The sequence below is a fragment of the Desulfobaculum sp. genome (assembly GCF_054921475.1).
Genome location: NZ_JBUDSW010000085.1, coordinates 1 through 13,260 on the forward strand (window position 1 = coordinate 1; position 13,260 = coordinate 13,260).

At 59.1% G+C, this 13,260-nt stretch carries 14 protein-coding genes; 12 read left to right on the forward strand and 2 right to left on the reverse strand.

Features of this window, described 5'->3' with window-relative positions:
- Window positions 1-113: 113 nt before the first annotated feature.
- The gene (locus tag ACY69P_RS07390; protein WP_462327033.1) at window positions 114-1,415 is read right to left on the reverse strand and encodes a M23 family metallopeptidase; all 1,302 of its coding nucleotides are present in this window, start codon (window positions 1,413-1,415) and stop codon (window positions 114-116) included.
- 598 nt (window positions 1,416-2,013) lie between these two features.
- On the opposite strand from ACY69P_RS07390, the gene ACY69P_RS07395 reads away from it, so the two are divergent.
- The 4 genes from ACY69P_RS07395 to ACY69P_RS07410 all read left to right on the forward strand — a co-directional run bounded on the left by ACY69P_RS07395 (window position 2,014) and on the right by ACY69P_RS07410 (window position 5,633).
- Window positions 2,014-2,967, forward strand: a complete 954-nt coding sequence (locus tag ACY69P_RS07395) for a hydrogenase small subunit (RefSeq protein ID WP_459899635.1) — start codon at window positions 2,014-2,016, stop codon at window positions 2,965-2,967.
- 62 nt (window positions 2,968-3,029) lie between these two features.
- On the forward strand, window positions 3,030-4,748 hold the full coding sequence (locus tag ACY69P_RS07400) for a nickel-dependent hydrogenase large subunit (protein WP_459899637.1): 1,719 nt from the start codon (window positions 3,030-3,032) through the stop codon (window positions 4,746-4,748).
- Window positions 4,749-4,842: 94 nt separating this feature from the next.
- On the forward strand, window positions 4,843-5,346 hold the full coding sequence (locus tag ACY69P_RS07405; RefSeq protein ID WP_404844773.1) for a HyaD/HybD family hydrogenase maturation endopeptidase: 504 nt from the start codon (window positions 4,843-4,845) through the stop codon (window positions 5,344-5,346).
- Between the two features lie 20 nt (window positions 5,347-5,366).
- On the forward strand, window positions 5,367-5,633 hold the full coding sequence (locus tag ACY69P_RS07410) for a HypC/HybG/HupF family hydrogenase formation chaperone (protein ID WP_404844774.1): 267 nt from the start codon (window positions 5,367-5,369) through the stop codon (window positions 5,631-5,633).
- A gap of 279 nt (window positions 5,634-5,912) precedes the next feature.
- Here ACY69P_RS07410 and ACY69P_RS07415 read toward each other — a convergent pair whose 3' ends face one another.
- The gene (locus ACY69P_RS07415) at window positions 5,913-6,350 is read right to left on the reverse strand and encodes a CBS domain-containing protein (protein WP_404844775.1); all 438 of its coding nucleotides are present in this window, start codon (window positions 6,348-6,350) and stop codon (window positions 5,913-5,915) included.
- Between the two features lie 190 nt (window positions 6,351-6,540).
- Between ACY69P_RS07415 and ACY69P_RS07420 the strand changes: the two genes are divergently transcribed.
- The 8 genes from ACY69P_RS07420 to ACY69P_RS07455 all read left to right on the forward strand — a co-directional run.
- The gene (locus ACY69P_RS07420; protein WP_459899640.1) at window positions 6,541-7,188 is read left to right on the forward strand and encodes a protein-L-isoaspartate(D-aspartate) O-methyltransferase; all 648 of its coding nucleotides are present in this window, start codon (window positions 6,541-6,543) and stop codon (window positions 7,186-7,188) included.
- Window positions 7,189-7,233: 45 nt separating this feature from the next.
- A complete protein-coding gene (locus ACY69P_RS07425) occupies window positions 7,234-8,193 on the forward strand; it encodes a DUF368 domain-containing protein (protein WP_462327034.1) in 960 nt (319 codons plus the stop codon).
- A gap of 297 nt (window positions 8,194-8,490) precedes the next feature.
- Window positions 8,491-9,387 (forward strand): Mrp/NBP35 family ATP-binding protein, encoded by an 897-nt coding sequence (locus tag ACY69P_RS07430; protein WP_459899644.1) that lies wholly within the window; start codon window positions 8,491-8,493, stop codon window positions 9,385-9,387.
- Between the two features lie 50 nt (window positions 9,388-9,437).
- A complete protein-coding gene (locus ACY69P_RS07435) occupies window positions 9,438-10,022 on the forward strand; it encodes a lytic transglycosylase domain-containing protein (protein ID WP_459899645.1) in 585 nt (194 codons plus the stop codon).
- Entirely contained in the window at window positions 10,022-10,582 is a 561-nt protein-coding gene (pgsA, locus tag ACY69P_RS07440) for a CDP-diacylglycerol--glycerol-3-phosphate 3-phosphatidyltransferase (protein WP_404844780.1), read from the forward strand. Before ACY69P_RS07435 ends, pgsA begins: the two co-directional genes overlap by 1 nt.
- A 68-nt stretch (window positions 10,583-10,650) precedes the next feature.
- Window positions 10,651-11,733, forward strand: a complete 1,083-nt coding sequence (locus ACY69P_RS07445) for a type IV pilus twitching motility protein PilT (RefSeq protein ID WP_404844781.1) — start codon at window positions 10,651-10,653, stop codon at window positions 11,731-11,733.
- A 13-nt stretch (window positions 11,734-11,746) separates the two neighbouring features.
- Entirely contained in the window at window positions 11,747-12,910 is a 1,164-nt protein-coding gene (locus tag ACY69P_RS07450; protein ID WP_462327035.1) for a type IV pilus twitching motility protein PilT, read from the forward strand.
- A gap of 34 nt (window positions 12,911-12,944) precedes the next feature.
- Window positions 12,945-13,260, forward strand: a 316-nt coding sequence (locus tag ACY69P_RS07455) for a zinc-ribbon domain-containing protein (RefSeq protein ID WP_462327036.1), incomplete at its 3' end; no start/stop codon positions are given.

Below are 13,260 nucleotides of genomic sequence, written 5' to 3' on the forward strand. Positions count from 1 at the left end.
GAGGGAAAAATGGGTGGGCGTCGCCGCCCCGGTGGGCCAAAGCACCACGAAAAATGGGCGCTCCTGATGTATCGGGAGCGCCCTTGATGCGTTTGGAAGGGTGAGGGTGTCGGTTAGTTCATGCGCGAGGTGATGTTGTTGTCAATCCACCGTCCATCCCACCATTCGATGGGGTTGACGGGCACGCCGCCGACGAAGACGCCAAAGTGGAGGTGGTCGCCGCCGGCGAGGCCGGTTGCGCCTGTGCGGCCGATGATCTGGTTCTTTTTGACCATATCGCCGACGCTGACGTCGATGCTGCTCATGTGCGAGTAGAGGCTCATAAGTCCAAGGCCGTGGTCGATGACAACGCTTTCGCCGTAGATGCCGAAGAAGCCGGTGTGCACAACCTTACCGTTGTTGGCGGCGGGGATGGGCGCGTGGCGCACGGAGGCGAGGTCGATACCGAGGTGGGTCTGATGGTCCACGTCCTTACCGGCGTACTTGTAGGTGCGGCGGTCGCCGAATCCGGCGCGGTTGGCGGCGTTTGGCAGGCGGGAGAAGCGGCCTTCCCACATGGGGGTCGCTGTGCTTTCGCTGCCGAGCTTGTGCATTGCCGCGCGGTTTTTCACGCGCAGTTCGCGGTTGACCATCAGATAGCGTTCCAGCTGTGTGGGCGCGTTGGGGAACTCGTCCTCGAACTGGGGCATCTTGGCGTTGAGGAAGCGGTCGGGCAGGTTGATGACGTCGTGCCGGAATTTCCGGTCGTTGACGTGGTAGTAGAAGGAGTCCTTCCGGGTGTTTCCTGCCTTGTCCGTAGCGATGAGCACCGGGGAGAACTGCTCCACGGTCATATCCTGCGGGAAGGCGAACAGGCAGAGGTAATTGCCGTTTGCCTGCTTGTACCCACGGAAGAACTCGTCGCCAATCTGCACGCCGGACTTGGAGACATCCTCATTGACGGTGTAGGCAACGCAGCCGGAGCCGCCCCTGTTCAGGTTGTGCTGTCCGGAAAGGACGATAACGCGGGGCTTCTTGGTATCCAGTTCAAATTCCCACGTCTGGTTGGCGGTGTTGCCCTGTCCCATGTTGTAGATGGAACGGTCCGTGGCGGAAACCGTGATGCTGACCGGGCCGTTGCGGAATTTGGTCTGCGAGAGATCGAATTCCACTGTTGCTTCCAGCGGATTGGCGAAGGTGTCCTGCTTGAGCAGGGCAACGCTGCGGCCTTTCTGCGTGGCGATGACGGACAGGTTTTTGATACCGGTTGTGGGGTCCACGGCGGTGAGGGAGAACGAGGATTCCGCACCGAGGTAGCCTTCACCGGGTGTCAGGGTCAGCTCGGGGGCGCGTCTGTCCTTGAGGTAGAGGATGCCGCCCACGGCTACCGCTGCAAGGAGAAACACGAGGATTGAGACTGTTACGAGTTTTTTCATTCTACTATTGCTCTGTAATGACGGATTTCAGGTTGAACGAGTCCTCTGCGAGGACGGTTTGCCGTTGGGTTCGGCTTTGATGGATACCGTTTTCAGGGGCTTATGCCAACCCTCGGCAACATTTTGTCGCACGCGGGTAGAGCATGGTGTCGGATATTCGACGAAACTGCTGTGCGACGCGGAAAAAGGCAATTACGATGATGCGCGCATTGGGTGGCAACGTAGTACGACTGATGGAAAAAATTTCGATAGGGGGTGGATTATTCCATAGTTCTCTTGTATGGAAAAATTGTTTACTCACTCAAATCAGAGGCTTATACGGCATTCAGTGAATGCCGTTTAAGAAGTGAATACGATTTACTGAGTTGTGATACCGATTGACATACCATTTCAACCATCATGCAAAATGCGCAAATATATGGCGTTTTACTGAAAAAAAATGGCCGATTCCATTGACTGGGTACTGTATTTGTGCTCATTCAACAGGAAATACCATTCGTGCAGTGCTGATTCCATAAACACTTGAACGGTAGGATGGAACGCCAGTTTTTCTTTGGCGGATTGGTCCGCCGCTGTTTGGTAACTATGGAGGTGTCTTATGAAATGTTCAATTGGTAGCGGTAAGCATGACGTCATGGAAGCCCTGAAAGCAAAAGGGATTTCACGCCGTGAGTTCATGAAGTTCTGTGCCGCTGTATCCGCCGCTATGGCTGCGGATGCGTCCTTCACTCCCGCCCGCGTGGCGGAAGCCCTCACCGCTAAAGAGCGGCCGACGGTTATCTGGCTGCATTTCGCCGAATGTACGGGCTGCTCCGAGTCCGTCCTGCGAAGCACCGAGCCGGATATCGCGACGGTTCTGTTTGATGTCATCTCCCTCGATTATCATGAGACCCTCATGCAGTGCGCCGGTGAAGCCATCGAAGAAGTCCTGCACAAGACCGTCCACGAGAAAGAAGGCAAGTTCGTTCTGGTCCTCGAGGGCGGCGTGCCCACCAAGGACGGCGGCATCTACGGCAAGGTCGGCGGCAAGACCATGTACTCCACCCTGCAGGAGATTTACCCCAAGGCTCTGGCAACCATCGCCATCGGCACCTGTGCCGCCTACGGCGGCGTTCAGAAGGCTGCCCCGAACCCCACCGGTGCAAAGGGCTGCAGCGAAGCCCTCGGCGGCGCCCCGATGATCAACGTCCCCGGTTGCCCGCCCAACCCCATGAGCTTCATCGGTACCGTGGTGCACTACATCACCAAGGGTATGCCCGAGCTCGACGATTACGGCCGTCCCTACCTCTTCTACGGCGCAACTGTTCACGAAAACTGCCCCCGCCTCAAATACTTTGAGGAAGGACTTTTCGCCCCCTCCTTCGATTCCGAAGAAGCCAGAAAGGGCTACTGCTTGTACGAGCTGGGTTGCAAAGGCCCCAACACGTTCAACAACTGCCCGAAGGTTCTGTTCAACCAGGTCAGCTTCCCCATCCAGGCCGGCCATCCCTGCATCGGCTGCTCCGAGCCTGATTTCTGGGATGAGATGAGCCCGTTCTACGACATCTACTAGCGTGGAATTGTAGAACACACTGGTTAACAGAAGACGCTTGAACTATCATTTAGGAGGAAGTTATGGCTGGTTGTAAGTCCAAAGCGGCCCCGGTAACTCCTGTCGGGGATTACACCGGTAAAGTCGTTATCGATCCCATTAACAGAATCGAGGGCCACCTCCGCATCGAAGTGGAAGTGGAAAACGGTCGCGTCAAGAACGCGTGGTCCAGCTCGCAGCTGTTCCGTGGCTTGGAGTTGATCCTCCAGGGCCGTGACCCCCGCGACGCCAAGCACTTCACTCAGCGCGCCTGTGGCGTGTGCACCCACGTGCACGCCCTCGCGTCCACCCGTTGTGTGGACAACGCCATCGGCGTTGACAAGCGCATCCCCGAGTCTGGCCGCATCCTGCGCAACATGCTCCTTGGCGCGCAGTTTATGCATGACCACATTGTCCACTTCTATCACCTCCATGCCCTCGACTGGGTCGACGTTGTCAGCGCGCTGTCCGCCAGCCCCAAGGGCGCGGCAGACCTCGCCAACGGCGCAGGCCTTGGCCACCGCAAGCACACCGTGAAGGAACTGGAAGAGACGCAGGCGCGTCTGAAGAAGTTCGTTGGCTCCGGCCAGCTGGGCATCTTCTCCAATGCGTACTTCCTGGAGCCCCACGCCGCGTACAAGCTGCCGCCGGAACTCAACCTGCTGGCCACCCATCACTACCTGCAGGCCCTGAAGCTTCAGATCCTGCCTGCACGTATGATGGCCATCATCGGCGGCAAGAACCCGCATACCCAGAGCCTCTACGAGGGCGGCATCACCTGCTACGACGCCCTGAAGAAGGAAAATCTGGCGCAGTTCAAGGCGCTGTATCAGGAAACCATCGAGTTCGTGAACAACACCTACCTGCCGGACATTCTGGCCGTTGCTCCGTACTACCTCGATTGGGGCGGCATCGGTGGAACCACGCACTTCCAGAGCTGCGGCGAGTTCCCCACCGACGAAGCCGACATGTACAGCCGCTTCATGCCCTCCGGCGTTATCTACAACCGCGACATCGCCAACATCCACGACTTCGACCTCAAGAAGATCGAGGAAAGCGTCAAGTACAGCTGGTACAAGGACGGCGATCCCAAGCATCCGTGGCACGGCGTCACGGAGCCGGAATACACCGGCATGGACCGCATGACCTCCGAAGACACCGGCAAGTACAGCTGGATGAAGGCTCCCCGCTACAACGACAAGGCCACCGAAGTTGGTCCGCTGGCACAGGTACTGGTTGCCTACGGCCGCGGCCACAAGCCCACTGTGGAAGTGGTCAACAAGGTGCTCAGCACCCTCGGCGTTGGCCCCGAAGCCCTGTTCTCCACCCTCGGCCGTACCGCCGCCCGTTGCATCGAGACCAAGGTCATCGGCGACGAGATGGTCAACTGGATCGAGCAGCTTGAGAAGAACGTCTCCATGGGCAAGACCGACATCGTGGCGCCCTTCGAGATGCCCGACAAGGCCTTCGGCGTTGGCCTCGTCAACGCACCGCGCGGCACCCTGTCGCACTGGGTTGAAATTGAAGGCGGCAAGATCAAGAACTTCCAGCTGGTCGTTCCGTCCACTTGGAACCTTGGCCCGCGCAGCGACGACGGCACCCTCAGCCCCGTTGAGGAAGCGCTCATCGGCACTCCGGTGTTCGATCCCAAGCGTCCTGTCGAAATCCTGCGTACCGTCCACTCCTACGACCCCTGCATCGCCTGTGGCGTGCATGTGATCGATCCCGAAAGCAACGAGACCTACAAGTTCAAGGTCTGCTAAAGAGGGTAGACATCACGTTTGAATCGTTTAACAATGGACCCGGCCCGAATTCACGGGCCGGGTCTCTGTTATTCCATGATCTTCAGGAGTTCGAGTGACTGATACGACAAAGATTCTTGTGCTGGGTTGCGGCAACATCCTGCTGCGCGACGAAGGAATAGGCGTACGGGTGGTAGAGCGCCTCCAAGAAGAGTACGAGTTCTCGGACAACGTCCAGCTGGTGGACGGGGGAGTGCGTGGTCTTATCCTGACGGACCTTATTTCGCAGGCGGACCATGTCATTATCCTTGATGCCGTGATCAATGGCCACGAGCCGGGTACGCTGTACCGGCTGGATGGCGAGGATTTGCGGCTGTCGCTGGCCTTTAAGAACTCCGTGCACGACATGGACCTGCTGGAGACCTTGTGCTGTTGTGAGCTGATCACCGGCCACAAGCCCTCCGCGATTATCGTCGGCATTGAACCGAAGGACTACCAGTCCGAGCCGTCCCTCGAAATCAGCGAGGAGCTGACGTCGCGCATCCCTGAAATGATGGCGATGGCGGTGAAGGAAGTGGAGGCCGCCGGTGGACGGTGTGCCGTGAAGAATCCCGCATAACGAGTGGACGAGGTGCGAATATGTGCTTGGCAACGCCCTGCAAGGTGACGGAACTCCTTGAAGAAGAACTGGCCATGGTTCAGGTTGGCGACAGCCAGACCTTTGTGAAGTGTTCGCTTATGCTGATGCAGGACAAGCCCGCCATTGGCGAGTATGTGCTGGTGCACGCCGGTTTTGCCATCAGCAAGGTCGAAGAGGAGGAAGCCCGCAAAACCATCGACCTCATCAACGAGATGAGCGAGTTGGCTGGCGACCGCCCCCTCGGAAACACCGCCTTCGACCTGTAGCGCGGCTGCGCCCCTGCGCGCCGCTCCATGAAAATTCCAGAAAAAGCCCCCGCGTCATGGTAACGCGGGGGTTTTCTTGTGTGAGTGGGGTGGGGCGTCTGTGCGCGGAGAGGTCACGTGGGGCCCCGGGGATGCGGGGACGGACGGGACAAGGCATCCCGACGCGGCTTCTGCCGCGCCGCTACGCCGCTGCACATGGGCGTGTTTTTGGGTGCCTGCAACCGCGCCAGCCCGCGGCGCAGGAAGCACAGGGCTGCGCGCCGCCGTTGGCCGTTGGCGCTAGTCCTCGGCTTCGAGGTCCAGCGCTTCCATGAGGCGGATGGTCATTTGCAGGAAGTCCGCTTCCGTGATGATGCCCACGAGTTTATCCTCGTCCACCACGGGCAGACAGCCGTATTTGTGGTGGAGCAGAACTTCTGCGGCGTCCTGCAGGGGCGTTTCCGGGATGACGGCGGTGACGTCGGTCCGCATGATTTCCCGGATGGGAATGCCCGCGTCGATTTCGTCTTGCGTTTTCCTGTCCACCTCCGCAAACTGCGATAAGGTGGCGGAGAGTATGTCCCTGTGTGTCAGCAGGCCCTTGAATTCCATATCGTCCGAGACGATGGGAATGTGCCGGATGCGGGCGAGGGACATCATGGAACGGGCCGTCTTGATGGTGTCCATCTCGCGGAGGGTAAAGACGTCCTGTGTCATCAGGTCCTTGACTTTCAGCATGGGGACTCCTTTTTTTACATGAATCATAGTCTCCCTGCGCCCTTGTTCCTGTCAAGTGCTTTGCGCCGTGCGCGGCAGAGTATATTGACTTGATTGAAGAAATCTGGTCAGCATGGCACGCGCCAAAGTCGCCCTGCTTCAGGATGGTCTGAACGGGCGCCTTGGCAGCACTCTTTGAGGATACAACTGCATGGTTCAAATTGATTTACGACGGAATAGGGAACGCATGGTGCGCGAGCAGATCGAAGGGCGGGGCATTACCGACCCGGCGGTGCTGGACGCCATGCGCACGGTGAAGCGTCACCTTTTTGTGGATGAGGCTATGCAGGCGCAGGCCTACGAAGATCATCCCATACCCATAGGGTTTAAGCAGACCATCTCGCAGCCGTATATGGTGGCGCTGATGAGCCAGCTGCTGGACGTGAAGCCCGGTATGCGCGTGCTGGAAATCGGCACGGGGTCTGGCTATCAGGCCGCTGTGCTGGCGCATATGGGGGCGGAGGTCTTCACCGTGGAGCGCATCCGCGAGTTGCACGTCGCCGCGCGAAACAAGATGACGCGCCTTCGGTATTTTGGCGTTTCCCTCAAGCTGGACGACGGCACCCTTGGCTGGCCCGAGGAAGCTCCGTTCGACCGCATTATCGTGACGGCTGGCGGGCCGGAGCTGCCCCAGCCGCTTTTGGACCAACTGGCCGACCCCGGAAAGCTCATCATCCCGGTTGGCGCATCGCGCCGCCAGCAGAGCCTCATCGTTGCCCGCAAGGAAAACGGCGCGGTGACGCAGGAGAATATGGGGAACGTGGTCTTTGTCGATCTTATTGGCTCGCACGGCTGGTAGCGCGCCATGCCTGCTCCTCGTGAACCTGAATCCAACGGACAGAACATGACATTTCTTCAGGCCTTGCTTTCCGGTCCGGGGCCGGACTCTCCCCGTCGCGCCTTTGCGCTGGCCTGCAAGGGCTTTTGCATGGGGGCCGCGGATATTGTCCCCGGTGTGTCCGGCGGGACGGTGGCCTTTATCACCGGCATTTACGAGGACCTCATCGCGGCCATCCGCTCGGTGAATCTGCGCGCCATCAGCGCCGCGTTGCGCCTGAATTTTACGGGCGCGGCCAAAGAGGTGCACCTGCGCTTTTTGCTGCCTTTGCTCTTTGGGCTGGGTGCGGCGCTGGTGTCCATGGCGGGGCTGATGAATACGCTGCTCAAGCAGCATCCGGTGGAGATTTGGTCCCTGTTCCTCGGGCTGATTGCCGCGTCCATCATCGTGGTGAGCCGCCGGGTGGAGGAGTGGAACGCCGGGGCCGTGGCTTCGCTGGTTCTTGGCGCGGTGGGCAGTTGGTTCATTGTGGGGATGATACCCGTCACCACGCCGGAATCGTGGTGGTTTGTCATGCTGTGCGGGATGATTGCCATCTGCGCGATGATTCTTCCCGGCATCAGCGGCGCCTTTCTGCTTTTGATCCTTGGAAAATACGAGTATATAACAGGGGCGCTCCGCAATCCGTTCGTCCTTGATAATCTGCTGACACTCGGCGTATTTGCCTGTGGTTGTGCTCTTGGCATCGCAGCTTTCTCGCGCCTTTTGCATGTGTTCCTGCATCGCTGGCACGCCCAGACCATCGCGTGTTTGACCGGCGTTATGCTTGGTGCGGCGCGCAAGGTGTGGCCGTGGAAAGAGGTGCTGGAGACACAGGTCATCCGTGGCAAGGCGCACGTCCTGCGCGATGCCAACGTGCTCCCGGCATTTGACGGGGATTTCCTCTTTGCCGTATTCCTGATGGCCGTCGGCTTTGCCATGGTGATGCTGCTGGACCGCGTTTCGCGTGTTCGTGCGCACGTGTAGCAGGCGATAGGCCCCGCAGTGCGTCACTTTTCGGGTGACACAGTGTGCCCAAACCTGCAAGCCGGGCCGCACCACAGTGTGGCGGCGCGCCGCGTTGGCCGGGCAGGGGAGCCCTGCGGGAGCGCAGGCCAAAACATATTTCAGTCGGTTCAGTGAAAAGATTCTGCGCCCCTACTGGTCAACGGCCATGGAGGCATTATCCTTGAGGACTGACCGCCGCCCGAATGTCGGACGGCACACGTACTGGTACCGTTACGGTGTGAACGTCAAAGCGTAACTACGAAGAGGCGAGAGACAATGACCCAATCCGGATGCAGCTCCTGTTCGTCTGGTGGCGGCGGCGAAAATAAGCCGAACGCCAAGCAGATGATTCAGGACCAGATGATCTCCAGCACGCTGGAGAAGATCAAGTACAAGCTGTTCATCATGAGCGGCAAGGGCGGCGTGGGCAAGAGCTCCGTCACTGTGAACGTTGCGGCCGCGCTGGCCAAGCTGGGCTACAAGGTTGGCATCATGGACGTGGACATCCACGGTCCCAGTGTGCCGCGTCTGCTCGGCCTGTCCGGCCAGCTGGACGGCGACGAGCGTGGCGGCCTCATCAAGCCCAAGGAATACAACGAGAATCTTTCCGCTGTTTCCATGGACAGCCTGCTTAAGGATACGGACCAGGCCGTGCTGTGGCGCGGTCCCATGAAAACGTCCGCCATCCGCCAGTTTATCTCCGACGTCACGTGGGGCGAGCTGGACTTTTTGGTTATCGACTCTCCGCCCGGAACCGGCGACGAGCACATGACCGTGCTCAAGACCATCCCGGACGCCCTGTGTGTGGTGGTGACCACCCCGCAGGAGCTGTCCCTCGCCGACGTGCGCAAGGCCTGCAATTTCCTGCAGTATGCCCATGCCAGCGTCCTTGGCGTGGTGGAGAACATGAGTGGGCTGGTCTGTCCGCACTGCCATGAGGAGATTTCCCTCTTCAAGAAGGGCGGCGGCGAAAAGCTGGCCGAGAAGTACGGCATTCCGTTCCTCGGCGCCATTCCGCTGGACCCGGCCACCGTCGTCGCCAGCGACATCGGCAAGCCCGTGGTGTACCTTGACGAGGAGACCCCCGCCAAGGACGCTCTGCTGAAGATCGCCAAGAAGATTAGCGAAGCCGCCGAGAATAGCCTCGAAGCGGTGTCCACCATTCACGTGTAGTCCGCCTGCGCCGTATGGCGCGGTCCGGGCCTCTAGCCTGCGGGAGCCGTATGCGCCGACCCCTGGCCATAGCGACAGCCGGTGTCATGCTGGCGGCATCACTTGCGATGTCCGCCACGGATGCTCGCGCGGGCAAGATGTATTATTACGTTGACGAGGAGGGCGGGTTCCACTTTACGAACCGGCCCTCCTCGACCGCGTACAGCGTGTTTGCGGTGTTCCGCAATTTTCCGGATAAGAGCCGTGACGAGATTATGCGCGTGGTGAAGCGCATGTCCCGCCGTCACGGGGTGGATTCCAACCTCGTCGCCGCAGTCATCGAGGTGGAGTCGAATTTTGAACCAGACGCCGTGTCGCACAAGGGCGCTCAGGGGCTTATGCAAATCATGCCCGCGACAGGCAAGGACCTTGGCCTCAAAAAGCCTTTCGACATGGAAGACAACATCGAGGCCGGGGTGAAGTACCTTAAGGAGCAGCTGCGCCGCTTTGGCGACAACGCGCTTGCTCTTGCCGCGTACAACGCCGGTCCCAAGCAGGTCGAGCGATACGACGGCATCCCCCCTTTCCCCGAAACCCGGCAATACGTCCAAAAAGTACTTTCCATCTATAAACGACTCAAAGGCGGCAAACCCTAATGATCGAGCTCAACCTGGCGAACAAGCTCACCCTTGCGCGCATTCTTGGTGTACCCGTAATCGTTCTCCTGTTGTATTTTCCCACCAAGATGACCTGTCTGTTGGCCATGCTGGTCTTCATCATCGCATCCCTGACGGACCTGTTCGACGGCCTTGTGGCGCGCCGTCTGGGCATGGTGACCAATTTCGGCAAATTTCTCGATCCGCTTGCGGACAAGATTCTGGTCGGCTCCGTGCTGATTATGCTGGTGGAGCTGGGCTGGGTGCCCGCGTGGGTGGTTATCATCATTGTTGCCCGCGAAACGACGGTGACGGGCCTTCGCGCCGTGGCGTCGGACATGGGTATGGTCCTTGCGGCGGACAAGTACGGCAAGCTGAAAACCGTTATTCAGATTCTGGCACTGTGTCCTTTGCTGTTGCATTTTGAATGGTTTGGCTTTGATCCGGTCGGCATCGGCACCTTCTTCCTCTACATCGCGCTTGTGCTCACAGTGTTCTCTGGCGGGAATTACCTGTACAAATTCTATAAGAACTGGTTAGATGAAGAGCGTGAGGCCTAGTGCCATGGGGTTGTGGCATAGCATTGTGTTGTGCCATAAATGCAGTGCGTTAACTGCGGGGGTGCCGTATGGCTCAGATTGATGCGTTCTTTAAGATGATGCATGAGATGGGGGCGTCGGACCTCCATCTCTCCAGTGGCAGCCAGCCCATCATTCGACTGCATGGTGAGCTGGAACGGGTGAAATACAAGGTGCTTGAGCATGATGAACTCAAAAAGCTCCTGTTTGAAATCACCCCGGAAGCCAAGGTGAAGGAATTTGAGGAAACAGGCGATATCGACTTCGCCTACGAGGTCCCGAACCTCGCCCGCTACAGGGTGAACTTCTTCAACCAATCCCGAGGCATCGCAGGCGTCTTCCGCGAAATTCCGCAGAAGATTCTGACCATCGAAGACCTTGCCCTGCCGGAGGTGCTCCGCAGCCTCTGCTTGCTCCCCAAGGGACTTGTCCTTGTGACTGGCCCGACCGGTAGCGGTAAGTCCACCACCCTTGCTGCGATGGTGGACTACTGCAACAGGATGCGCCGTCAGCATATCCTGACCATCGAAGACCCTATCGAGTTCGTCCACACTCCCAACCAGAGCCTAATCAACCAGCGTGAACTCGGGCGCGACACCAAGAGCTTCTCCGCCGCCCTGCGCGGCGCGCTCCGTGAGGACCCGGACGTCATCCTCGTTGGCGAAATGCGCGACCTGGAGACCATCCAGCTGGCCCTTGAGGCGGCAGAGACCGGCCACTTGGTGTTTTCCACCTTGCATACCATCTCGGCGGCAAAGACCGTGGACCGTATTATCGAGGTGTTCCCCGGCGACCTGCAGGCGCAGATTCGCGCCGGACTGTCCGAGGCACTGCGCGCCGTGGTGGCGCAGAACCTGTTCAAGCGCGTGGATACCAAGGGCCGCGTGGCCGCGTTGGAAATCCTCATCGGCATCCCGTCCGTGCGCAACCTCATCCGCGAGAACAAGACCTTCCAGCTCAACTCCGTCATCGAGACCGGCAAACGCTACGGCATGCAGACGCTTGACGACGAAATCCTGCGTCTGCTCCAGAAGGGCATGATCGACCCCAACGATGCCTACGAAAAGGCGGTGGAGAAGAGCAAGTTCAAGCAGTACCTGACAAAGGACCCGAACGACTTCACCGAAGGCTGACGGAGGGGCTGTCATGCTGCGTTCGCAATTGGACCATGTCATCGGGCAGGTGCTGGACGCCAATCCCGATACCTCGGACATCTTTTTCGTGGCGGGAAAGCCGCTGCAGGCCGAGGTGCACGGCAAATTGACCGATGTGGAACTGGACCCCGGCCTTGGGGCGCTGTCGCCAAACCAGACCGAATCCTGCGCCTTCTGCATGATGGGGCGCAACCAGCGCGTCTATGACGACCTTGTCCAGCACGGCTCATGCGATTTGTCGTACGAGCTTTTGGGCCGCGCGCGGTTTAGGGTGAATATTTTCAGCCAGCGTGGTTCGCTGTCCATCGTGATGCGCCAGTTGTCCACGGACGTGCCGACATTTGAAAAGCTGGGACTGCCGGGCATCTTTGAGGAGATGGCGCTGGAGAAATTTGGCCTCATCCTCGTTACCGGCTCCACGGGCAGTGGTAAATCAACCACCCTTGCCGCGCTTATCGATTCCATCAACGCCCAATTCCCTGTCCATATCCTCACCCTTGAAGACCCTGTTGAATTCGTCCACCCGCACAAGATGGGTACCGTGAACCAGCGCGAAATGGGGCAGGACTTCGATAGTTTCGCCTCGGGCCTTCGCGCGGCGTTGCGCCAAGCGCCCAAGGTCATCCTCGTCGGCGAAATCCGCGATAACGAAACCATCGAAATCGCCATGCAGGCGGCTGAGACGGGGCATCTTGTCCTCGGCACGCTGCATACGTCCGACACGGGGCAGACCATCAACCGCATCATCGGCATGTTTGAGCCGTCCGAAGAGCACCTTGTGCGCCAGCGCCTTGGTGAAAGTGTGAAGTTCGTCGTCTCCCAGCGCCTGTGCCCCAAGGAGGGCGGCGGGCGCGTGGCGGCTTTTGAAATCCTGCGCAACAACCTGCGCATCAAGGACATCATCGTCAACGGCGAAACGCCGGAGAAGACGTTCTACAACGTGCTGGAAACCTCCGAGACCTTCGGCATGATGACATTTGACCAATGTCTGGCCCGGCTGTTTGAGGAGGGAAAAATCAGCGAGGATACGGCGACCATCTATGCATCCGACAAGTCCGCGTTGATGCAGCGGCTTGATAGAATTAAGACCCTGCGCGGTGATCAGGTGACGGATATCTCCGGCTTGGAGATTGACAACGATTACGGCAAGGAGTAGCCCGCCGCTTTTGCGGCGCTTCAGGGAGGCGGCTATGCAGGTGACCTGCTCGTCATGCCAGAATGTGCTGAATATTCCGGATGAGAAGATCCCGGCCAGTGGCCGGTTTAACGTCAAGTGCCCCCACTGCGCGAACAAGATTCTCGTGGAAGGGGCGCCCGCAACGGAGCGGCGCGAGGCTCCGGCCAAAAAGGTTTCGGCCCCGCCAAAGCCGGAGCTGAATCTGCCCGCTGTGGAGCCGGACATCATTCCGCCCGGCACTGAAGCGGCGTTTATTTTTGTGCAGGACGGCGGCTGGAAGAGCGCCGCTAAGGCGTGGCTGGAGCAAAAAGGCTACTTTGCCGGGGGCG

Bases quoted from the DNA above. Each gene is read 5' to 3' on its own strand.
- ACY69P_RS07390 (WP_462327033.1), bottom strand. From the start codon at position 1,415: ATGAAAAAACTCGTAACAGTCTCAATCCTCGTGTTTCTCCTTGCAGCG.
- pgsA (WP_404844780.1), top strand. From the start codon at position 10,022: ATGATCGAGCTCAACCTGGCGAACAAGCTCACCCTTGCGCGCATTCTT.
- ACY69P_RS07400 (WP_459899637.1), top strand. From the start codon at position 3,030: ATGGCTGGTTGTAAGTCCAAAGCGGCCCCGGTAACTCCTGTCGGGGAT.
- ACY69P_RS07445 (WP_404844781.1), top strand. From the start codon at position 10,651: ATGGCTCAGATTGATGCGTTCTTTAAGATGATGCATGAGATGGGGGCG.
- ACY69P_RS07420 (WP_459899640.1), top strand. From the start codon at position 6,541: ATGGTTCAAATTGATTTACGACGGAATAGGGAACGCATGGTGCGCGAG.
- ACY69P_RS07425 (WP_462327034.1), top strand. From the start codon at position 7,234: ATGACATTTCTTCAGGCCTTGCTTTCCGGTCCGGGGCCGGACTCTCCC.
- ACY69P_RS07430 (WP_459899644.1), top strand. From the start codon at position 8,491: ATGACCCAATCCGGATGCAGCTCCTGTTCGTCTGGTGGCGGCGGCGAA.
- ACY69P_RS07435 (WP_459899645.1), top strand. From the start codon at position 9,438: ATGCGCCGACCCCTGGCCATAGCGACAGCCGGTGTCATGCTGGCGGCA.
- ACY69P_RS07395 (WP_459899635.1), top strand. From the start codon at position 2,014: ATGAAATGTTCAATTGGTAGCGGTAAGCATGACGTCATGGAAGCCCTG.
- ACY69P_RS07410 (WP_404844774.1), top strand. From the start codon at position 5,367: ATGTGCTTGGCAACGCCCTGCAAGGTGACGGAACTCCTTGAAGAAGAA.
- ACY69P_RS07415 (WP_404844775.1), bottom strand. From the start codon at position 6,350: ATGCTGAAAGTCAAGGACCTGATGACACAGGACGTCTTTACCCTCCGC.
- ACY69P_RS07450 (WP_462327035.1), top strand. From the start codon at position 11,747: ATGCTGCGTTCGCAATTGGACCATGTCATCGGGCAGGTGCTGGACGCC.